We start from the raw sequence: 22,798 nt of genomic DNA, 5'->3' as shown, positions 1-22,798 counted from the left end.
GAAGACGTAGAACTGATTACTTCCACATAAAAGGGCATCGTTAGTTTCAGCGATGCTTTTTTGTTGACCGTAGCCTGGAAGAAAATATTCTACTGTTGAATGAGTATTCTAAACCAATTCAGGACTATTATATTTATAGAACGTAGCACCATCTACCACAACAATCAGGGGTTTCGTGCTTATTTTACGAAAAACCTCAAACGCCCTGTGATCATTGGGCAATCAATGTTTATATGCAAACCGAACCGAGTACGCTTGCGGAGAGCCGCACCAAACAGGAAACCACTTTCGAAAGCCGATACGCCAGTTCACCCGTCGAAGTGAAAGGTATGAATACGGATCAGCTCCGTCAGAATTTTCTCATTGAGAACCTGTTCATAGCTGACCAATTCCGCTGGGTGCTGTCGTTCTTTGACCGTTACCTGACCGGGGGCGTTATGCCCGTAGTCGGACCACTCACGTTACAGGCGCCCGATCAGCTCAAAGCCGCTTATTTTCTGGAACGTCGTGAACTGGGTATTATCAACGTAGGTGGTTCAGGCCGGGTAATAGCCAATGGAGTTTCTTATGACTTGGAATACAAAGAGGCTCTATACATCGGTCAGGGAACGCAGGACGTCCAGTTTATTTCCCACGATGATACGTCTCCCGCCAAGTTTTACCTGAATTCCACACCCGCCCACCAAAGTTACCCGACTCGGAAAGTGTCGCGGGCTGATGCTGAAGTGGTTGAGTTAGGGAGCCTCGAAACTGCTAATCATCGAACGATTAACAAATTACTGGTCAATAGCGTATTACCGACCTGCCAGCTGCAGATGGGCATGACGGAATTGAAAGCCGGTAGCGTCTGGAACACCATGCCTGCCCACACCCACGACCGGCGCATGGAAGTATATTTTTATTTTGACGTGCCAAAAGGTCAGAGTGTTTGTCATTTCATGGGGCAGCCACAGGAAACCCGTCATATCTGGATGCAGAACGAACAGGCCGTCATTTCGCCAAACTGGTCGATTCACTCTGGAGCCGGTACGTCGAACTACACCTTCATTTGGGGTATGGCCGGCGAAAACCTCGACTACGGTGATATGGATTTCTGCGCCATTAATGATTTACGCTAAACAGAAATATTGATTGAACCCGGAATCACGAAGAACACAAAGCCTCTAAGCAAAACTTTGTGTTCTTCGTGATTCCGCTTTGGCAGTCCGCTGTGTTCAACCAAACCTGGCTTCCTTACTTTACAGTTCAAGATTTAAAACGTCCTATTTACTGAATGCAAACTTATTGGGGTGTCGATTTAGGCGGTACCAAGATTGAAGGCGTTGTTTTAGCCGCGCCCTCCCCTGATGCAGTTCTTATTCGCAAACGCGTTGATACAGAGTCTCAATACGGTTACGAACATATCATTAGTCAGATCAGCAAACTGATTCAACTACTGAAAGACGAGACAGGCCTTCAGCCGGATAAAATTGGGTTCTGCACACCCGGCACGATTGATCCTGGCACGAATACGATGAAGAACTCGAATATCATCTGTATTAATGGCAGGCCGTTTCAGGATGATCTCTCGAAGGCATTGGGCGTAACCGTGCGAACCATGAATGACGCTAACTGCTTTGCTTTATCCGAAGCAACGATGGGTCGTGTTCAGGACGTTATTCCTGATTTTCGCATGGTGTTTGGCGTCATCATGGGTACGGGTGTCGGCGGGGGCGTCGTATTCCGCGGCCTGGATGGTCAACCCGTTGTGCAGGCTGGTCGTCAGGGAATTGGTGGTGAATGGGGTCATAACATTCTGGAAGAGAACGGCTATCCTTGCTATTGTGGCAAACGTGGTTGTAACGAACAGGTTATCTCCGGCCCGGCCCTGCAACGCTTTTACCTCGAACAAAGTGGCGAAAGTCGTAACCTTAAAGAAATCCTCGACCGGCATTATCAGGGTATTGATTCCTACGCTACGGCTACTGTCGAACGGTTGTTGGAGTATTTTGGCCGGGCTGTGTCTACGCTCGTCAATATCCTTGATCCAGACGCCATCGTACTGGGGGGCGGTGTTGGCAATGTCGACCTATTGTATACGGAAGGCGTTGAACGGGCAAAAAAATACGTATTCAACAGCGGTCGACTTGATACGCTATTCTTAAAACCCAAATTGGGCGACAGTGCTGGTGTTTTTGGCGCGGCTCTATTGTAGGTACCACGGACTTCAGTCCGTCTACCCTCAGATTAGCGTAGAATTATTTGTTATACTATAGTTTACGGACTAAAGTCCGTGGTACCACTATGAAAATCGCTAGCACTATCTTTGCTTTTCTCTTCGGTTTATCAACCGTTGCTTTTCCTCAGACCAAACCCAAGCCTGCTGAGCCGGTCAAATCGGTTGAGAATGAAAAGTTTGTTTTCCTGAACAACGGCGCCACCGTCGGCATGATCATCAAATCCGTTTTAAAGGCTGACAAACAAAGGCTTAAACTGACCGATCAGCAGCTACCCAAAGCCAAAGAAATCATTACTACGGCGGTTGTCAAATACAACGAGGGCGTAAAACAGTTGAAGAAGTCGGGAATGAATCAAGGCAAATTAAGAACGCTGGCCATAGCGGTCGAGACGGACAAAGTGCGCGATTACAAAACCATCTTAACGCCCGAACAGTATACGATCCTGGTTACCCAGCACAAGAAAATGTACCCGGAAGCGAAAGTGTAATACGTAGTGTTCTGGCTCTCTTATTTTTTAGATTGCTGTAAACGAAAAGGCAGATTCCAGTTCGGAATCTGCCTTTTCGTTTACAGCAATACGTATTGATCTTTATTTACTTACCATCAGAACCTTCTGCATTTGATCGGCCACAAACTGGTTACCCGCATCATTTAAGTGAACGCGGTCAGTCGTTAGGACACCCCGGTCTTTGTTCTCCGGATTATTTTTAAGATCATAATCCAGAAACGCTTTTCGAAGATCGACCAAGGGCAGATTCTGAGTCTGGGCAATATCCCGGATGAATTTGCTGTACTGGTTCAGGTCGCCATCCTGCTGATTGGTCATGTCGGTTTTTTCACCAATAGCTGCTGGTGTACACAACACGACCTTGATGTTAGCCGCCTGTAGTTTCTTAACAACCGCGTTGTAGAACTTGATGAACTTGTCGGGATCAGTACCCGTGCCCGACGTAGCTTTGTGCCAGACATCATTCACGCCTACCCAGATAACCACTACGTCGGGCTGTTTCGCCAGTACGTCCTCGTCCATCCGCAGGAACAGATCGTAAATCTTATTACCACCAATACCCGCGCCGATGAGCTCATATTGATCGGCAGGCATGGTCTTCTTGAGTCGGTCGATATAACCACCGGGATTGACACCCGCCTGCGTGATCGAATCACCAAAGAATATCACACGAGTTGGCTTGGCAGCCGTCATAGCCAGTAGACCCGCTACGAATACCAGAATAGAAAGTCGAAGAATTGTTTTCATATCTCGTAAAGATGCAGGAATATTGAATTTACCTAGTCAACCGCACATAGGCGAGGTTAAAATTTCGCTCATTAACAGTTAAAGGGACTCTATACATGTCTATTACATATACGATTAAGCGTGTAGACAATCTATCCGAACTGGAAATTGCAACGATCCTCAAACATTGGGATATTGATGAGTGGAAAGCCCTGCCTATCAATGCATTCAGACAACTGTTTAAACAATCAGAATTTCATTTACTAACTGATACCGACGCAGCGATACGTTGTCTGGCACGTATCAATTTTGATTTTACCATCAGCATTGATAATGAGCTTTATACCATAGCCGAATTGGTTGGTTTAGTGGCTACGGCACCCGGCAAAGGCTATGGCAGGAACTTACTCAGCCTGATTCAGGAGAATGTAAAAAGCAGGAATATTAACTTGATAAGCTTTTGTGAGGCAGCGAACAGAGGATTCTACCAGAAATGTGGGATTCTAATCCTGCTCAACAAAGCCAAACATCTGCGGGAACCAGACAAGGATGAATGGCTGGTTCCCGCAGATGATGACATCCTGGCGATTAATCTATCAGAACGTAACGTCAATTTATTAAATAGCCTAAACCCTGAAAAACTAGGCTATTTAGTATTCTCCTGAGTGACCAATCCAGCTATCAGGCAGTAACGGGGTCCATGATCTGCCGTACATCTTTGGTGGATACTTTTTTGCCGGATTTAGCGGCTTCGAAAATAGCCTGGACTAGCTGCACGTCCCGCATACCCATCTCGCCGGGTACCGTAGTGGGCTTATCTTTCAAAATACAATCGGCAAAGGCATCCATCTGATGAGCTTGTTGCGGTACGTTCTCAATGTCCATTTTGCCCTGACTGGTTTTCCCTTCCAGACCGTCATACGCGTAAGCAGGAGACAGTTCAAACCAGCCCTTTGCCGCATCAGCGCGCAGTTTGTTATATTTATCGTTGAAGCTGGTCTTGCAGTTAGCCATCGTCCCATCAGCGAAGTATAGTTGAAAGTCCATCCCTTCTTCGATCTTGCTAAATTTCTCCGGGTCCGTAACGGGATGGTATTTGGCCGTTACCGCAATGGGAATCTGCCCTTTCGTGTAAATCGCACCCTGTAAGCAGTAAATGCCTACATCACGTAACGGTCCCCCTCCGCCGACACCTCTGCCTAAACGCCAGGGTGAGCTTTCGTCCTGTTTCTGCGCATTTTCGGCAACGATGTGATTGATCTTCCCGAAAATTTCTTTCTGACCCAGGCGCATCATTTCCTGATTGTGCGGCTCAAAATGCAGGCGGTAACCAATCGACAGCTGCCGGTTGGCCTTTTTGCAGGCATCGATCATTTGCTGACATTCTTCGGGGTTCATCGCCATCGGTTTTTCGCAGATGACATGCTTGCCCGCTTTGGCCGCCCGAATTGTGTACTCGGCGTGCATCGAATTTGGTAGCACTACGTAAACAATGTCAATGTCGGGATTATCCGCAATCTGATCGAAGGTTTTATAGTCGTAGACGTTCTTGTCGGGAATGTTGTACTTCTTCTTCCACGTCTCGGCTTTCTCGGGTGTTCCCGTAACAATGCCTGCCAGACGGCAGTTTGTGGTTTTCTCCAGCGCCGGAGCCAATTCCCCTTCGCTGTATTTACCCAGGCCAACCAGCGCAATCCCCAATTTGCGCGTCGAGCCAGCTTCCGTTGTTGTCGATGAAGCCGATTCTGCGTTGGATTCGTTGTTCTTACTCCCGCATCCCTGAAGACTTGCTAAGGTTGTAATGCTGGGAACAAGCAACGTAGCGGCCCCTAACTGATGGATAAAAGTACGTCGTGAAGCAGACGAATAGTCCATATAAAATGTACGTTGAGATTAAAAATCAATTAATCTGTTAACCGCACGTCCTATGGAATGTTCGTGATTGTTAGCTATGGCCAGTTATTTGTGAACGCCGTAATACGGTTAATAAGGCATTACAAAATGTGCTGATCCGGTTCGTTGTTACGTAAACCAGGCCGCTTACATTAGATTCTTGACGGCGCCACACCATAGGCTTTCTTAAACGCAAAGGAGAAGTGCGACAGATCTTCAAAGCCTAATTCCAGATACACATCAGACGGTGCCTTCCCGCGCTCCTTGATCAGATAATATGCCTCCTGCAAGCGTCTATGCTGCAGCCAGCGACTGGGTGAAATGTGAAATATTTTTTCAAAATCACGCTTAAACGTAGCCAGACTTCGCCCGGTTAAATACGCAAATCGTTTCAGTTCTACGTTGAAGTGGAAGTTCTTATTCATAAAGGCTTCGAGGTCGATTTTGCCGGGCTCCGAAAAATCGAACAATACGTCGTTCAATTCAGGACTGACTTTCAGCAACAGCAAAATCGCTTCCCGCAATTTCAAGGACAGGAGATGCTCATTACCGGGCTGCGTCAGTTGCTGATACGGCATCAGAGAATCCATGTAACTTTTGTAAAGCGGATCAGGCTTCAGCTCCAGAATAGCATCGCTGTTCTGTGTGTGTTGCGCCTTATAGCCATAGTCCAGGCTGACGTTACGTAACGTTTCCTGATCCAGGTAAACCGATATGGATTTGAACTCGCCGTCTTTGGGAGGCTGCTTGATAAACTTGACCAGATGATTTCGCCGAGAAAATCTGAAATCGCCTTCATTGAATATGTATTCTTTATTCCCGTCGTTCGTGATGAGCGTACCCGCAATCTGGTAGCTAAATACGTGCTCAGGAACAAACTGTTCCCCTTCCCGACTCCGGGTGAAATAGCAGGAGTAGGCTATTGATGGCAGTTGATTCTCTTCGTGCAGCGTCATTCGTTTAAACAGATTGTCATTGACTGCACTACGTAGCGGCAGTCAATGACAAATTATTGTTATTTTAAGGACAATCAATCATGCGGCATATGCCGTAGAAATCCCTGCCGGATAAAGTCGACATAGTCCTGATCGGGCATTTGTTGCCGGGCGGCTATTCGCTTTTTAAAATCGTCGTTACCAACTACGTAACGCAAGGTAGCTGTGCCATCCGTTGCTGCCGCGTAGATCGTTTCGGCTACGTCGTCGGCTGTTACCAACCGGGCCGCAACCATTCCGGCAAAGAATTTATTGGCCGCTTCGATGAACGGTTCGTAATCGGTAAGCTCGGTGTTGTGCGCAAATTCTTCGCGTGTAACCTGGCTAAAATTTGTTTGCGTACCACCCGGCTCGATGATTTTTACCGTAATGCCCACCGATGATAATTCATACGAAAGGGCTTCTGAAAAGCCTTCCAGGGCAAATTTAGAGGCCGAATACATAGATAGTAAAGGCAACGTAAAACGTCCCGCGCCGGAACTGATATTGAGAATCAACCCTGCTTTTTGCTGGCGGAAATGCGGTAGTACAGCGCGTGTTACGTTCATTACGCCAAATACATTCACCTCGAATTGCTTCTGGATTTGCTCGGGTGTCATGGCTTCAAAAATGCCATTCTGCCCATATCCGGCATTGTTAACAACCGCATCGATACGTCCGAATCGATCAAGCCCTTCCTGAATCGCGCCGTCGATGGAGTCGGGTTGTTGCACGTCCAGTTTAGTAACCAGTACGTTGTCCAACTGGGTTAATTCCTTTTCCTGCTCCGGACTACGCATCGTGGCCACTACGTTCCAGCCTTCGCTCGCAAATTTTTTAGCGGCTGCTTTTCCTATGCCGGACGACGCACCGGTTATCAGTATGGTTTTGCTCATGTTAATTACGAGTTGTCACATCCGATTTTGTTTCGGTATGACGTAATATCAACTGGTTCTCAATTACCGTTCATACCCGCAAGTGCTTTTCCGGCTTCCGTTTCCAGGAAATTCCCAGCGTCATCGTGATCCGTAGAGATACTTACCGGCATCCATTTTTCCAATTCAGCCTGTCGCGTAGCATCAGCATGTTTTAATAAGCCAATGGCTTCGCTTCCCAAAACCAGATGGACAGGCGGCTCGGGATGATCGACCAGGTCAATCAGTACGTTCGCAGCTTTGGCCGGATCGCCCACCGGAACAAAGTTATCGCCTTTCAAATGGTTGACTACCCAGTCTACAGTTTTCTCATAGCCTTCTACGTGCGGGGCATAGCTCATGGAAGCTCCCGCCCAATCGGTACGGAATCCGCCCGGCTCAACGGACGTAACGCGTATTCCCAGCGGAGCTACTTCTTTGGCTAACGCTTCCGAAAAACCGCCCAGTCCAAATTTAGCCGCCTGATACATCGTCAGTCCCGCATTACCGACCCGACCGCCAATAGAACTGATTTGCAGAATCCGACCGGAACGTTGTTTCCGCATATACGGTAATACGGCCCGGGTTATCTCGATAGGTGCGTAGAGATTCGTTTCCAACTGGCTACGTACCTGCTCATCAGTAAACGCTTCTGCGGCACCCGTAATCCCGAATCCAGCATTATTGACCAGTACGTCGATACGTCCGAAACGAGTTATCGCCTGTTCGACTGCGATTTTTATCTGTTCATTGTTCGTTACGTCCAGTTGTAGTGGATAAATCTGATCCGGGTATTTCTCTACAAGATCGTTTAAGTGTTCGGGTTGGCGAGCGGTTGCTGCTACGTTGTCGCCTTTGGCCAGTACGGCTTCGGTTAGGCTACGACCGAGCCCGCGTGAACTTCCTGTAATAAACCAAACTTTTGTCATTGTCTGTTATTTATTTTTTGACAAAATTCGGTTGTATTTACGCCATCAACTTTGTTGTAACGCTCAAAGTTAGTTTGTTGAAACGCTCACCCATATATTACTTTACTACTATGGCAAACGACTATCTCGAAAGCGCCCAAAAGCAATTTGCGTATTACAAACTGCTGGGTGATAAAACCTTTGCTCAACTTACTGACGACCAGTTGTTCTGGCAATACAACCCGGAAAGCAACAGCATCGCGATGATTATCAAACACCTGTGGGGAAACATGTTATCCCGCTGGACCGATTTTTTAATTACCGACGGAGAGAAAGAATGGCGAGACCGGGAAGCCGAATTTGGGAACGACGTAACAACCCGGCAGGAACTTCTCGCCAAATGGAATGAAGGCTGGGATTGCCTGTTCAAAGCACTTAACTCACTGACTGAGGACGATCTGACGAAACTGATCTACATCCGAAACATGGGTCATACTGTGACCGAAGCGATCAATCGGCAGCTAGCGCATTACCCATACCACGTCGGTCAGATTGTGTTTATTGGAAAAATGGTTTGTGATCAGAACTGGAATTCGCTCTCGATCCCCAGGGGACAATCAACTGCCTACAATGACGATAAGTTTTCGCAACCTAAGTCAAAAAAGCACTTTACCGACGAATTTTTGAAAGGCTCTGAATCGTAGAAAATCACTGAACAGCAGAATAGGCCAAGTTTACACCACGAGATTTAGCGCTAGTACGCCGAGTAGACCAACAATTGAGACAATCGTTTCCATCAGCGACCAGGTTCGTATAGTTTGGCCGATAGTCAGGTTAAAGTACTCTTTGAAGAGCCAGAAGCCCCCATCGTTAATGTGAGAGAACATCAGGCTTCCGGAGCCGATCGCCAGCACCATCAACTCAGGTTTGATGGGTTGCGATTGCAGCAGAGGCAGAATGATTCCCACCGTTGTTAATCCGGCAACCGTTGCCGAACCAACGCATACCCGAATAAAGGCGGCTATTCCCCAGCCCAAAAGCAAAGGGGGAATGGCGGCATCGGCCAGTAAACTACCGATGTATTTGCTGGTGCCGCTGTCGCTGAAAACCTGTTTCAGAGCCCCCGCTCCCGCAATGACCAATAGAATCGGCGCCACCGCTTTAACCGCTTCTTCGAGGTCTTTGGTGATCGCTTTCATCGTCTGTCCCTGCCGGATGCCTAAAAAATACATGGCCACCAGAACGGATAACAACATACCGATATACGGCTCAGCCAGCAGGACAACCGCAGTTTTTAACGGCGACGTATCGGGTAAAGCGCTTTTCAGTGGACCAAACGTTGTCAGGAGCAAAACGGGTAAGAGTGACACGAAAAAGCTGATTCCCGCACTCGGCAAATTCGTAGTGGGCACTTCCTCAATATCGAACAGTTCTTTGTCGTTCGTTACTTTCATATTCACGAGCGTTTTACCAAAGATCGGTCCGGCAATGATGATCGCCGGAACGGCTACGATCAGCCCGTACAGGAGCGTTTGACCAATGTTCGCGTTGAGCTGGCTCGCTACGGCTGAGGGTGATGGATGAGGAGGCAGATACCCATGCGCTACGGATAACGCCGATAGCATCGGCACCGCTACCGATAACAACGGCAATCGGGACGAAGCAGCAATTGTAAATATGAGTGGAGCAACGATGATAAATCCGGCGTTATAGAACAGCGGAATACCGACCACAAAACCAGCCAGCGCTAGTCCCCAGCGTATATTTTTGATGCCGAATAACCCAATCAGTACGTTCGTAATCCGTTTAGCAGCACCACTTTCGGCCACTAACCGGCCTAACATCGCCCCAAATCCAATAATTAGCACCAGATCGCCAAGCGTACCGCCAATACCCGTCTGAATCGATTTCCCTACCGCTGCTACGTCCATGCCCGATGCCAAACCGATGCCGAGCGATACGAGAACAAACGAAATGAACGTGTCTAAACGAACAAAGGCGACTAAACCGACAAGCGTCAGAATACCGAGTAAGGTTAGAATAAGGGGCATGAATGGCGGTATGATTGTGGGTTATAAATTAAAGGTACCACGGGTTTCAACCCGTTTTAGAATTAGCCTAATAACGGGTTTCAACCCGTGGTACCTTTCTCTTACTGAAACGATAAAGCGTACGTTGCCAATTTTTCTACTTCCTTCACCAGCGAATTGGTTACGTCGAACGGTACTACGTGTAATCGCGTCAAAGCATCGTACCGGAACACAGGAAGCGGCTGGCGGAACGTTGTGTTTGTCGGGTAAATCAGAAACAGATCGCTGGCTCCGTATTTTTTACCATAAGCGTAGAGTTGGTACATATCGGCTTGCTCAATACCGTAATTGCCGGTTTCTGAAGTTGAGCGTAATTCCTGGCCGTTGACCTGTTTCCATTTGGTGTCAAGCACGAACAGCTGGTCGTTATGCCGAATCAGCATATCGGGGCGGAGCTTGAATTTGGGTGCTCCTACGTGTTCATCGACCAAATGCGCTGACGATTCCTGAACCGTTACGTTTCCCGCGTCGGGCCAGTAGGTTCGAACGCCATAGGCTACGTATTCTTCAAAGACCCGCTCCATCAGAAACAGCAATGAGAGGCTTGGCATTTGCCCGGTTTTAGCGCCAAACCCCTGTCGACTTAAAAGCGCTTCGGCCCAACGTAACGCGGGTTCATAACGGGCAAATAAGCGACTGGTCCGCCGAATCGCTTTCAAATCATCCGGGACTGATTCAGTAGGCGGTACGTCCTCCAATGCGCTCAGAAACTGCTGAATGCGACGTTGATTTGCCGAATTTCCGGCCTGTTGATTTAGGTATAGCAGCGTTGTTTTCAGGATGCGATTCGCGGGTACGTCAGCCGTGAGTCGCTCATAAACAACAGCCAGACGCTCCGCATGATGGGCGTTTTCGCGCAATTGTCGGGCTACCTGAAATTTACCTTTCCAGAACTGCTCGTTTCGTTCAACCGCTACGTAAGACCGCTGTATTCCCTGCAAAATCAGCGGCTCCATCGTATCCAGAAAAGCGCGTACAAAAACCTCCCAAAGTGGCAACTGCGTGGCGCTCGTATGCGCCGATTTAAGCGTACGGAACGGACTGTACTGCACATGCCGAAGCATGGTAAGTAATAACGACCGAGGGTTAGCTGGTGGCTCAATTTTCGGTAGGATTTCGAGATACGTCTTTCCCGAAAGCGGCAATATCCCAACGTAATTGCGAACGCGAATTAATTCCCGTCCTTTCTGAACCGTGAAGGTCAGCAGAACGTCGGCCTGGTCGGATTCAAACGTAAACCGACGTAATAACTGAAAAACGTCATCGGGCACGACAATGCCATTCAGCGGTGCTTCGGGCCATTGCTGCTCGCTGCCGATCAGACCATTTTCAGAAATTGAATACGTCATACTAATTGGATTAACCACGGAGCGGTCCGTCGTTAATCAATAAACCTACTTAAGTCGATACGCCCGCACGGGTTGCTGATTAATCCCAAATAATAACGTATTGCCAACAGGAAGAACGCTACGTACATCGCCGGTAAGTTGAAGACCGGATTGCGATTGCGGTATCGCGTCAAAACCACCCCGACCATCGTTACGTAACAGCAACCCATAGTTGGCATCGGCCCGACCAAAACGCAGACGAACCTGCGACGTATTGCCACAAAGTAGCAAATCTTTCTTACCATCCTTGTCGTAATCCAGCGACGTAATGGTAAAGACGGGCGAAATCTGGGCGGCTAGTGGCAACGCTTTTTCACTGAATTTACCGGCGGGTGTACTGGCAAAGTAGGTTGTTTTCAAGTCAGTAGCTACCAGTTTTTGTGCATCCTGCAATTGTTCAGGAGTGAACACGTCCGTCAACGTAGCATTGGAGTAGCTGTCGTAATTCGTGAATCGGTGACGTAACATACCGAGTTGATCCAGCAATTCATCGCGGGTAGCATGGGGATAGCTCTTCCCCTGAACGTACAGACAAAGAATTGGGTCAATCTTGCCGTTTTTATCAAAGTCCTTGTAAATCAATTCGGCGGGTTCTTTGTCGCTGGCGCGGCATTGTGTATTCAGTCCTTGATTTCCCACGACCAGATCTGGACGACCATCGCCGTTGAGATCATCAACCAATAACTTATTCCACCAACCCCGGTATTCTTTCTCAAAGTATGTTTTCGTTTGATCTACCATTTGATTACCATTCCAGCCCAGCACCGTAACGGGCATCCACTCCCCTACAATAACCAGCTCGGCTTTCTTATCGGCGTTCAGGTCTACCCAGGCTGCGTCGGTAACCATACCAATGCGCGCGAGTGTTGGTGCATACTTAGCCGTCTGGTCGGTAAACTTTCCCTTACCGTCGTTAATCAATAAATAACTCTGTGGTGTTTCCGGATAACGGCCTGGTATGACTCGGCCACCCACAAACAAATCCGGTTTACCATCACCATTAACGTCGTTTACCCGAACGCAACTTTTGCTGGTGCGCATAGCGGGTAATGCATCGGAGCTTTTGGTAAAATTACCCTTCCCATCATTCAGGTATAGCCGATCCTGAAAACGTGGATCGTCGGGCTGGAAGTCACTGTACCCTCCGCTTACTACGTAGAGATCAGGGAAACCGTCGGCGTTCGCATCGAAGAAAAGAGCATCGGTATCCGTACTAGCTTTATCGGTCTCAAAGGCAGGCTGCGTACGCTTACTGAATTGATTGTCGGCTTGCTGAAGAAACAAGACGCCAGCCTGTCCATTACCACCACCCGCATAGACATCCTCGCGCCCGTCGCCGTTCACATCGGCTTTCGCCAGACAGGGTCCACTAAACGACTGCGCATTCACCAGCAATGTCTGGCGCTTAAAATCATTGGTTTTATTGATCGGGTCGGTGAATGGCACCGGTGTTTTTATTTCCTGAAAAAGTGAATAGGCAGATTTGGGAATGCGATACGTAGCACGAGCGTCTTTTTCCTGAATCGTCAACAACTGATCCGCTTTTACCTTGGTGAGTATCTGCTCTTTCCCCGTTGGCCAAACGATACGTAACGAGTCGATAGCCGCGTTCGTGCCAAGGCCGAAATGCAGCCGTTGCGATACATTCGATTGGTAGCCGCGCGTCGGCATCTGCTCTACATACTGCTGCTTACCTCCCTGGAAGAGCGTTACTTTTGTCCCTACCCCCTGCGTATTCTTTCCAGTCCCTTCGAGCCGGACTGACAGGTAATGGTGTTTACGTTCCTTATTGGTTTCGTTCTGAAAAATGAAAGCGGCCTGGTTCGTGTTATTGACAATCAGATCCAGATCGCCATCGTTGTCAAGGTCGGCGTAGGCGGCTCCCGTGCTGTTTGATGCCTGATTTAAGCCCCAGTCGTTACCTACATTAGCAAACGTTACGTCGCCCGGCGTGGATTCGCCCCCCCGATTGCGAAACATGTAGTTCATTACGTTCGATGATGGAATTTTATGCACCAGTTCCAATACGTCTTCACGGCTAAAGTTGGCAGGGCGATTCTGCATATAGTCGGTCATGAACTTTAGAAAATCCTGATTCGTATAGTCGCGGACATACCCGTTCGTTATGTACAAATCTTTCCATCCGTCATTGTCATAATCAGCCAGTAAGGGCGACCAACTCCAGTCAGTGTTTGAAATTCCTGCTAACTGACCCACTTCTGCAAAAACTGGTGCGCTTTGCCCCTTAACCCCTGCCCCATGCCCCATTCCTTCATTCAACTGCAACATATTCCGCATGTGCTGGTAATGAAAACCCGACTCCACAGCCAGATTAAACTTTTCATAGTTATCGGGTGCCATCAATAGTTTTTGCCGCCGGTTATCTTCGGGCAGCATATCGAGGGTCAGAATGTCGGGTAGCGCATCATTATTGACGTCTGCTACGTCATTACCCATCGAGAAATGAGATGTATGGCGAATGCTGGTTTTCAGTTGATTTGTGAATGTTCCATCCTGGTTGTTGAGGTAGAGATAATCGGGAATGGTATAATCATTGGAGATATAAAAGTCGGGCCAGCCATCGCCGTTCAGATCGGAAACGCCCAGACCCAGACCATAACTTAACACCGAACTACTCAGCCCTGCCCGCTCGGTTACGTCCTCAAAGTGGTTGCCTGTATTGCGCAATAAACGCACACCAATTTCCGGATTACTTTGTTTCAGCAAAGCGGCTGTAGGTCCCGGATCGAGTACAGGCAGTAAGCGCGGATTATGATTCAGCAGAAATAAATCCAGATCGCCATCCCGGTCATAGTCAAAAAATGTGCCTTGTGTGGTCTGCCCCGGTTTATCGAGTCCCCACTGCACAGTTTGATCGGAGAAATGGGGAATTCCCTGTGCATCCGGGCCTTCGTTAATAAACAATTGAGGAATTCGTTTTTGGGGCGGCAAGCTACCCGAATAGGCGACAAACAGATCGAGACGTCCATCGCCATTCACATCGGCCATTGACACGCCCGTCCGCCAGGGGCCTTCGCGTCCAGCTACGCCCGCAGCTGCCGTTACGTTCGTAAATTTCATGTTCCCCTTATTCAGGTATAACTGATTAGGAACCATGTTACCACTGAAGTAAACATCCTCTAGTCCGTCACTATTCAAGTCTCCGACGGCCACCCCTCCCCCGTTGTAGAAATACTCATACATCAGTACGTTGGTGTTCAGCCCTTCGTTCAGGTAATTAGCGAACGTAATACCGGTTTGGTCGGAAGTAAGTGACGTAAATAGCGGAGGGCCGGATACTTCGGTTTTTTTTTCGGTTGAGGCCGAATCCTTGCAGCCAACTAAGCAGACAGAACCAACAAAGAAAAATAAATGAACAATCGTTCTCACGCAGGGTGGGCTTTAATGAAAAAATCTTATAAAAATAAACCAAAAAATGCCAGTACCCGTAAGCACTGGCATTTTTGGCAAAAAAGAGAAACAAATCTCTATTAGTAACCTGGGTTCTGAATCAGCTTGCTGTTCCGGTTGATCTCATCCCGGTTGATGGGCAGGAAGTAAAGCTTATCGTTCCACTTCCGGTTTTCTTTACCCGTCCCTAAATCCTGTACGCTGTAGGTATAATTGTAGTTATCCTTGCTATACTTATAGGTAGACACCGTCTTGCCCGACTTAAGTTTGCCGGTAATCACGATAATTTTCGCCTGGCTGCCCAGCGCAGTGGGAGCAATCATCCAGCGCCGTACGTCGTAGAATCGTTGGTCTTCAAACAGCATTTCTACATTACGTTCGTTCTGGTAACGCGCCATAAGTGCCGATCCCGTTTCGGTTATGGCAGGCATGCCAGCCCGGAAACGCACCCGATTAATCCAGGTTTTTGCTTCAGCTTCCTGACCCAGGGCCATACAGGCTTCCGCATAGTTCAGCACAACTTCCGTGTAGCGAATCTGAATCGACGGCACTTCCTGACGGATGCTCATGTCGACCAGCGTCGGGTCGGGATCCATGAATTTACGAATACCGTAGCCCGTCCAGGTACCGTTCCAGTTTTCGATCGTACTGTTACGCGTATCCAGCCCGGCAAACGGTGTCACCGTGCCACCACCCGTTCCGGTTTCGTAGAAGCCCATCTGAATCTGACCAGCGGGGTCGATACCTGCGCCATCGGGTGTACGAGGCTTCCACTGCGCTCCGTCGTACAGGATCGACTGGTAGAAACGGGGGTCGCGGTTTTCATAAGGAGCAGCCGCATGCGTCGGGTTGTTCCAGCTAAACTTCGTACCGTCCATCATCTCGTAGCTATCGACAAGCTGCTGCGTTGGTTGGCTGGATGTCCAGCCGTGATAGCCATTGGGCATGTTATTACGTGGATACCAGGAACCCCAGTCGTCGAACGAAGCCCGGATATAGTATTTCAGGAAAATACCATCGGCTTCTCCACCATTACGTGACAGCGATATATTGAGGTAGTTCTGCTGCCCTTCGGCGGCTGTAACGGGCGCGGTTAGATTAAGCTTATAGCCATACTGGTTCAGATCCATAACGGCTTTAGCTGCATCTTTGGCCTTTTGCCAACGGGCGGTTCGGTCACCACTGACGTATCCTAATAACTCTGGATTGGCAGCACTAGCGATCACGGTCGACTTACCTTTAGCCGTCGGAATGTCGTGCAGATCACTGGCCGCATAGAGTAATACGCGGGCTTTCAGCGCCATAGCCGCTCCCATTGTTGCCCGTCCGGCAGCCAGCGTTTTGCCTTTGAGCAGAATGGATGCTGAGTCCAGATCGCTGACGATGGCATTCACACATTCTTCGTATGTATTACGGCCCACATTAAAATCTGCTTCGTTCAACGTGTAAGCTGTTTTGATGATCGGAATACCACCGTAGTAACGCAGCAACTGATTGTGGTAATAAGCACGTAAGAAATACATCTCACCTTTCATCCGATCAGCTATCGTCGCATTGTCAAACTTTGGCTTTGCCAGATTTGACAGTGCGATATTGGCAGCCCGAATGCGCTGATACATCAGGTTCCAGTCCATCGTATTTTTAACGGTCCCTAAATTTGAAGGGCTTACGTTCGCTTCGTTTACGTCCTGCTTACCAAAGCTATACAAAGCGTTGTCGGTCTGGCAGTCGAAGCTCATTTGGTCCAGAATCCCGTCGCGAAGTCCATTGTAAACGTCTGTTACAAAAGCTTCCGATAGCGAGGCATCGGACCAGACCGCAGTTCCGGACACTTTGTCGACAGGCTGCGTATCCAGGAAATCAGTATTACACCCTACCAGCGTTGTACCCAGCACAAAGCCAAACGCCAGATATTTTATCATATAATTCATACTCGTCAGATTGATCGTTTAGAAACTGAGTGACAAACCTGTATTGATAATCCGCGCTTGAGGATAGTACTGCCCGTTTGTCGTGTTTGACGTTCCACTGGCACCACTAGTCGATTCAGGGTCAAGGATGCCCTTCAGAGCAGGAGCATACGTAGCCAGGTTTAAACCATTTACATAAACCCGCAAATTGCTCAGGCCAATTTTATTGGCAATGTTCGCGGGTAGCGTATAGCCAAGCTCTACGTTCTTTAGGCGCACGTAATCAGTACTCTTCAACCAATACGTAGTTCCATTCGAGAAATACTGGTTGCTCCGGTCAACGATACGGGGGTCAACGGTGCTTGGGTTGTCAACCGTCCAGCGGTGATCATAATTATACTTCAGGAAGTTCCCGATCGTACCCGATTCCGTTTGCAGGAAGATTTGTCCGCCGGTAGATGCCTGGAAGAGGATGCTAAAATCAAACCCTTTCCAACGAGCGGTGGCGTTCAAACCGCCCTGGAAACGAGGTTGGTTGTTTTTATCCGAACGAACGCGATCCTGGGCGTCAATCTTACCATTACCATCGATGTCTTTGAGACGCATATCACCAGGCCGTAGTGTGCTCGCGCCAACTCCGCTGTAATCAACTTTATTATCCGTGATCTCCTGTTGAGTAGAAAAGATTCCGTCATATTGATACATCAGCGTACCGTTAACCTGGTTCGGATCGTTCACATCGCTTGGAATAGGCTTGCCCGTAGATCGTTGCCACTCCGGTGCCCCTGGTGTTTCGTCCCAGAACGTAATGGTATTTTTGGCATACCCGCCGTTTACGCTTACACTGTATTTTACCTCGCCAGCCTGACCATTATAGCCCACCCGGAACTCATACCCTGTATTGCTCACTTTACCGATGTTGGTAGCAGGCAACGTAGCGCCCGTCGTTTGCGGGATCGAAGCACTTTTCCGCCACAGGATGTTCGACCGTTTGTTCTGGAACACATCAAACTCGAAGAAAACCTTACCATTCAGCGCCGATCCTTCCAAACCGATGTCGGCATTGTTGGCTACCTCCCAGGTCAGGCTTGTGTTCGGTACGCCGTTTTCGTACAACGTCTGTGCCACCTGATTACCCACTACGTAGCCCCAGTTGGCATTCACTACGTCTCCGTAGGCATACGTTGGCAGGTAGTCATACTCACGAAGTCTGCCGTTGAAATATACCTGGTCGTTTCCTAGCTGACCCCAGGATGCTCGTAACTTCAGCGAACTGATAGCCGACAGGCTTTTCTTGAAGAAATCTTCTTCGGAGATACGCCAGCCCGCCGTCACACCGGGGAAGAAGCCCCACCGGCTGCTGGCTGGGAACATGTACGAACCATCGTACCGCCACAGAAATTCGGCCAGATACTTCTCTTTATAGTTGTAAGCCGCACGACCAAAGTAACTCATACGAGCCCGCTGATAAAGAGGAGTGTCAGTATTGTTCCCCGAGTTCTTTTCATTGCTTCCGCCAGCAAACAGCTGATCAACAGCTGTTGACGCAAAATACCTCCGATACGCAAAGAAACCGTTTCCGTCCGATTGCTCTTTCGTAATACCCGCTAACAACGTTACAGCATGACTGCCCCCAAATGTATGATCGTACGTCAGAATACCCGATAACAGTGAGTTGAACTGATCGTTGCTGTATTGGTTCAGCGTAGCCTGAGCAGGCCCTTTCTGAACGCGTTGCAGAATTGGCTGCTTGTTGGCATCGTAGGAGGTGTAATCCCAGCTATACACGAACCAGGGTGTTTGCCAGTTTTTTACCTGCTGGATGTACTTATCCAAGGCCACACTACCGCTAAATTTCAAACCAGGAATCCAGGGGTTTGTGATATTTACAGTGGCATTGCTTTGTACATAATAGCGTGTGTCTCTGTTGTAGCCCGTAGCTGATGTCGTAATCAATACGGGCTGCTGGCCATTTTCAATATCAGGGGCTGGCTGACCAGTTGGCCAGAAAGCTGGTTTGTTCGGATAGCCGCGCATCAACATTCGGAAAATATCACCCGCACCAACGGTTGGATAAAATCGGTTTTCCTGACGACCAACTACGCCTGTTACCAGGTTGATATGCTTGCTAATCTTGGCATCGAGATTCAGGCGAAAATCGTATTGCTTATAGCCCGTTGCTGAGTTTTTGTAGTAAGCATCCTGATTCTGATAATTAGCTGAAACCAGATATTTGATATTGTCGCTGCCACCTACCAGTTGCAGGGTGTGCCGCGACTGTGGTGACCAGGGCTTCAACGTAGCGTCGAACCAGTTGGTATTGGGGTATTTCCAGGGATCAGAACCATCCTGAAACTTCCTGATTTCATCGGACGTATAAGCCGCTTTGGTAATAGTACCATCTGGCTGCGTATAGCTTCCTGTTGTTGCAAAGGCAGCTGACGCGTCTTTCCAGTACTGAGGTTTTACGTTCTGATACAGGTTCATTTCGTTGTTAAGCTGAGCATATTCAGCCGCCGACGCCATTTTCGGAATGGTCGTTGCTTGCGCGAAACCCTGGTTGAAGTTATACGAGAGTTCAGGCTTACCCGACTTCCCACGCTTGGTAGTCACCAGAATAACGCCGTTAGCTGCCCGTGAACCATAAATAGCTGCTGAGGCATCTTTCAGAACTGAAATACTCTCAATATCAGCTGGATTCAGGCGATCGATACCCCCGGCACGAGCAGGTACGCCATCGATAACGATCAGCGCGTCGTTGTTTCCCAGTGTATTGGAGCCACGAATTCGAATTGCCGATCCATCGGCACCCGGCTCGCCACTGCGGTTGGTGGCAATAACGCCCGGCATCCGGCCTGCAATAGAATTCGTCAGGTTTACAGCTGGCGATTTAACCAGGTCTGTTCCCTTGACCGTGGCAACAGCACCTGTTACCGTTTCTTTCTTCTGCTCACCATAACCCACCACAATGACTTCACTCAACATTTTGTCGTCGGAAGCCAGCGTAAGATTAATTTCACTGCGTCCGTTAACCGGAATCTCCTGAGTCAGAAAACCAATGTAGGAGAATACGAGTGTTGAGTTACGGTTGGGCACGTTCAACGCATAACCCCCATCAGCGGTTGAGACAGTACCCGTTGTTGTCCCCTTAACGACAATACTAACCCCCGGCAGCGCTATTCCCTGTGCATCGAGTACTTTTCCAGTAACCCGAGTCTGAGCGTGAACAGCAAATGAGGAGAGCAGGCTAAGTAGCAGCACTAAACAGAACGCATTTCGGCGAGATCGGTTTGCGTCTGACGAGAAGGTATCTTCCCGAATGTTACGAACCTGCGGACAGGTAAATTGTTTTTGCATAAGCTTTATACTATTTAGTAGGCTAACAATGAGTATAAAGTCAATTACTTAGGCGTATTTACTTAGCTATTTTTACCAAAATACTACTTTTTTTTAACAATTTTACCATTTAAACTCCCTATAGTTATATAACTTAGATTAAACGAAAGTAGCTTATTAAATAGATTTACAAATAGTTATCGGTTACTTTAGCTTAGTTTTAAGATGTCGGATTAAACCCCGTAGCGAACGTTGAACTAGCCTTTTTTAAAATGATCATGTAGCGTATTGATCCCGCCAACAAGGGTTTGTAAAAAATTACGCTAATGTCTATACGTTGGTATCTTTCATTAGCTTAACTAATCCGCCCCCAGTTATTCTCAGTCTGCTTCAAGCTATCTACGTGATTGCGGATGGGTGCGTGCTGTGGGAGCAGAAGTTCGGGGTCTTCCATCAAAATAGCCTGCGCCGACTCACGGGCGACTGTCAGAATAGCCGCGTCTTTCGCTAAGTCAGCAATCATCAAGTCCATGACGCCACTTTGTTGGGTACCAGTCAGGTCGCCGGGACCGCGTAATTGCAGATCGACGTCGGCGATTTCGAAACCGTTGTTGGTACGTACCATCGTTTCAAGTCGGGTACGAGTGTCCGTGCTAAGTTTGTAACCGGTCATCATCACACAATACGACTGGTCGGCCCCCCGCCCTACCCGACCGCGTAACTGGTGCAACTGCGAGAGACCAAAACGCTCGGCGCTTTCAATCACCATGACACTTGCGTTCGGTACGTTTACCCCCACCTCAATTACCGTCGTCGCGACCAGGATCTGGGTTTCATGTCTGAGAAACCGCTTCATCTCGTCGTCCTTTTCGTAGGGTAGCATTTTCCCATGTAACATTCCGATCTCATAAGTAGGTCGAGGGAACGCGCGCTGCATACTCTCGAAGCCATCCATCAGGTCTTTATAATCCAGTTTTTCGGACTCTTCGATCAGCGGATAGACAACGTACACCTGCCGTCCCAGTTCAATCTGCTGCCGTATGAAGCCGAACACCTCTGAGCGATGCTTGTCAAACTTATGAACAGTTTTAATGGGTTTACGTCCCTTGGGCAGTTCGTCAATAACCGATACGTCGAGATTACCATAAAGCGTCATGGCCAGTGTGCGCGGAATGGGCGTGGCCGTCATGACAAGAATGTGCGGGGGAACTACTTCGTTTTTGCGCCAGAGTTTGGCCCGCTGCGCTACGCCAAAGCGGTGTTGCTCGTCAATAATGCACAGACCCAGGTTTTTGTACTGCACGACGTCTTCGAGCAAAGCGTGCGTACCGACCAGGATATGCATTTTGCCCGATTGCAATTCTTCGTGCAATACGACACGGCGTTTTTTATTGGTCGAACCCGTCAGAATACCCAGGTTCAGTCCCATGGCATCGGCAAAGGGCTTGAGGCCATTATAGTGCTGATCGGCCAGAATTTCGGTGGGAGCCATCAAACAGGCCTGGGCACCGTTGCCAATGGCCAGCAAGCAAGCGATAAAGGCAACAATCGTTTTACCGCTCCCTACGTCCCCCTGCAAGAGCCGGTTCATCTGCTTACCCGTCAGGAAATCGGTATAAATTTCTTTGATGACACGCTGTTGGGCACCCGTCAGTTCAAACGGTAGCAGGTCATTATAGAAGTGTTTCATCAAAGACGTATCACGGAAAATCTGCCCCGGAAACTCTTCTTTCTGAATTAATTTATTCTTGATCAGCCGTAGCTGGTTATAGAACAATTCCTCAAATTTCAGCCGACGCTGCGCCTGTTTGAGCCAGCCCTGATTCTGCGGCAAGTGAATGTTCCACATCGCTTCCCGCTTGCCGATCAGCCGATACTGCTGAATAAGTGAATCGGGAAGAGTTTCGTGAATATGCGGCCATGATTGCTCCAGCAACCCCCGCATGGCTTTCCCAAGGACTTTACTATCGAGATGACGCTTACGGAGTTTGTCGGTCAGGTTATACACCGGAAAGAAACCCGCTTCCTGCTCCGAAACTGTGTTGGCATTTTCCAGTTCCGGATGAACGATACTGAACTGTCCATTGAATGACTGCGGTTTGCCATAGGCGATGTATTCGCCATCACGACGTAACGTTTTCTCGATGTACGTAATGCCCTGAAACCACACCAGACTCATCGAACCCGTCCCATCCGTGAACGTAGCGACCATCCGTTTTTTAGGTCCTTCTCCTTCCATATACCAGTCACGAATGCGTCCGCGCACCTGCGCCGAAGGCATTGAGTCCATTAACTCACTGATGGTATAATAACGCGTGCGGTCGTCGTAACGAAAAGGATAATACTGAATCAGGTCGCCATACGTGAACAGATTCAACTCTTTGTTGAGCATTTCTGTCCGCTGCGGCCCTAATCCTTTCAGATAAAGAAGCGGTGTATCGAAATAAGTGGCTCGTTCGGTCATAATAGACCCGGTCTGGATGGATCTGGTAAATCCGGTTAATAGATCAAAAATACGGAT

General features: G+C 48.5%; 16 protein-coding genes. 5 read left to right on the top strand and 11 right to left on the bottom strand.

Translation table 11 applies throughout. The features are described from left to right. Positions 1-233 precede the first annotated feature (233 nt). The 3 genes from kduI to IC230_RS13155 all read left to right on the top strand — a co-directional run bounded on the left by kduI (position 234) and on the right by IC230_RS13155 (position 2,706). Entirely contained in the window at positions 234-1,118 is an 885-nt protein-coding gene (gene kduI / locus IC230_RS13165; protein WP_191039494.1) for a 5-dehydro-4-deoxy-D-glucuronate isomerase, read from the top strand. Positions 1,119-1,273: 155 nt separating this feature from the next. Beyond that, positions 1,274-2,194, top strand: coding sequence for an ROK family protein (locus IC230_RS13160; protein WP_191039493.1), 921 nt, complete (start codon positions 1,274-1,276; stop codon positions 2,192-2,194). 89 nt (positions 2,195-2,283) lie between these two features. After that, the gene (locus IC230_RS13155; RefSeq protein WP_191039492.1) at positions 2,284-2,706 is read left to right on the top strand and encodes a hypothetical protein; all 423 of its coding nucleotides are present in this window, start codon (positions 2,284-2,286) and stop codon (positions 2,704-2,706) included. A 102-nt stretch (positions 2,707-2,808) separates the two neighbouring features. Here the strand turns inward: IC230_RS13155 and IC230_RS13150 are convergent, their stop codons facing one another. Beyond that, on the bottom strand, positions 2,809-3,474 hold the full coding sequence (locus IC230_RS13150) for an SGNH/GDSL hydrolase family protein (protein WP_191039491.1): 666 nt from the start codon (positions 3,472-3,474) through the stop codon (positions 2,809-2,811). Positions 3,475-3,569: 95 nt separating this feature from the next. Here IC230_RS13150 and IC230_RS13145 point away from each other — a divergent pair, with 95 nt between their 5' ends. Then, positions 3,570-4,118, top strand: a complete 549-nt coding sequence (locus IC230_RS13145; RefSeq protein ID WP_191039490.1) for a GNAT family N-acetyltransferase — start codon at positions 3,570-3,572, stop codon at positions 4,116-4,118. 16 nt (positions 4,119-4,134) lie between these two features. Here the strand turns inward: IC230_RS13145 and IC230_RS13140 are convergent, their stop codons facing one another. From IC230_RS13140 to IC230_RS13125, 4 genes are all read right to left on the bottom strand, one after another. Then, complete coding sequence (locus tag IC230_RS13140; RefSeq protein ID WP_191039489.1) at positions 4,135-5,328, bottom strand: Gfo/Idh/MocA family protein; 1,194 nt, start codon at positions 5,326-5,328, stop codon at positions 4,135-4,137. 170 nt (positions 5,329-5,498) lie between these two features. Next, positions 5,499-6,302, bottom strand: a complete 804-nt coding sequence (locus IC230_RS13135; protein ID WP_191039488.1) for a helix-turn-helix domain-containing protein — start codon at positions 6,300-6,302, stop codon at positions 5,499-5,501. 74 nt (positions 6,303-6,376) lie between these two features. Beyond that, positions 6,377-7,216, bottom strand: coding sequence for an SDR family oxidoreductase (locus IC230_RS13130; protein WP_191039487.1), 840 nt, complete (start codon positions 7,214-7,216; stop codon positions 6,377-6,379). Between the two features lie 59 nt (positions 7,217-7,275). Then, entirely contained in the window at positions 7,276-8,163 is an 888-nt protein-coding gene (locus IC230_RS13125) for an oxidoreductase (RefSeq protein ID WP_191039486.1), read from the bottom strand. Positions 8,164-8,273: 110 nt separating this feature from the next. Here IC230_RS13125 and IC230_RS13120 point away from each other — a divergent pair, with 110 nt between their 5' ends. Continuing rightward, positions 8,274-8,846, top strand: a complete 573-nt coding sequence (locus IC230_RS13120; protein ID WP_191039485.1) for a DUF1572 domain-containing protein — start codon at positions 8,274-8,276, stop codon at positions 8,844-8,846. Between the two features lie 30 nt (positions 8,847-8,876). On the opposite strand, the gene IC230_RS13115 is transcribed toward IC230_RS13120, so the two are convergent. The 6 genes from IC230_RS13115 to recG all read right to left on the bottom strand — a co-directional run bounded on the left by IC230_RS13115 (position 8,877) and on the right by recG (position 22,741). Then, entirely contained in the window at positions 8,877-10,193 is a 1,317-nt protein-coding gene (locus IC230_RS13115) for a gluconate:H+ symporter (RefSeq protein WP_191039484.1), read from the bottom strand. 101 nt (positions 10,194-10,294) lie between these two features. Continuing rightward, the gene (locus IC230_RS13110) at positions 10,295-11,581 is read right to left on the bottom strand and encodes an McrC family protein (protein ID WP_223860631.1); all 1,287 of its coding nucleotides are present in this window, start codon (positions 11,579-11,581) and stop codon (positions 10,295-10,297) included. Between the two features lie 45 nt (positions 11,582-11,626). Continuing rightward, a complete protein-coding gene (locus tag IC230_RS13105) occupies positions 11,627-15,010 on the bottom strand; it encodes a VCBS repeat-containing protein (protein WP_317171789.1) in 3,384 nt (1,127 codons plus the stop codon). A gap of 101 nt (positions 15,011-15,111) precedes the next feature. Further along, positions 15,112-16,962, bottom strand: a complete 1,851-nt coding sequence (locus IC230_RS13100) for a RagB/SusD family nutrient uptake outer membrane protein (RefSeq protein ID WP_191039483.1) — start codon at positions 16,960-16,962, stop codon at positions 15,112-15,114. Between the two features lie 18 nt (positions 16,963-16,980). Further along, complete coding sequence (locus tag IC230_RS13095; RefSeq protein ID WP_191039482.1) at positions 16,981-20,298, bottom strand: SusC/RagA family TonB-linked outer membrane protein; 3,318 nt, start codon at positions 20,296-20,298, stop codon at positions 16,981-16,983. Between the two features lie 334 nt (positions 20,299-20,632). Continuing rightward, on the bottom strand, positions 20,633-22,741 hold the full coding sequence (recG, locus tag IC230_RS13090) for an ATP-dependent DNA helicase RecG (RefSeq protein WP_191039481.1): 2,109 nt from the start codon (positions 22,739-22,741) through the stop codon (positions 20,633-20,635). Positions 22,742-22,798 lie beyond the last annotated feature (57 nt).

Origin of the sequence: Spirosoma validum (assembly GCF_014699035.1) — a bacterium.
Classification (GTDB): domain Bacteria; phylum Bacteroidota; class Bacteroidia; order Cytophagales; family Spirosomataceae; genus Spirosoma; species Spirosoma validum.
This window is presented reverse-complemented; position numbering and strand designations above follow the sequence as displayed.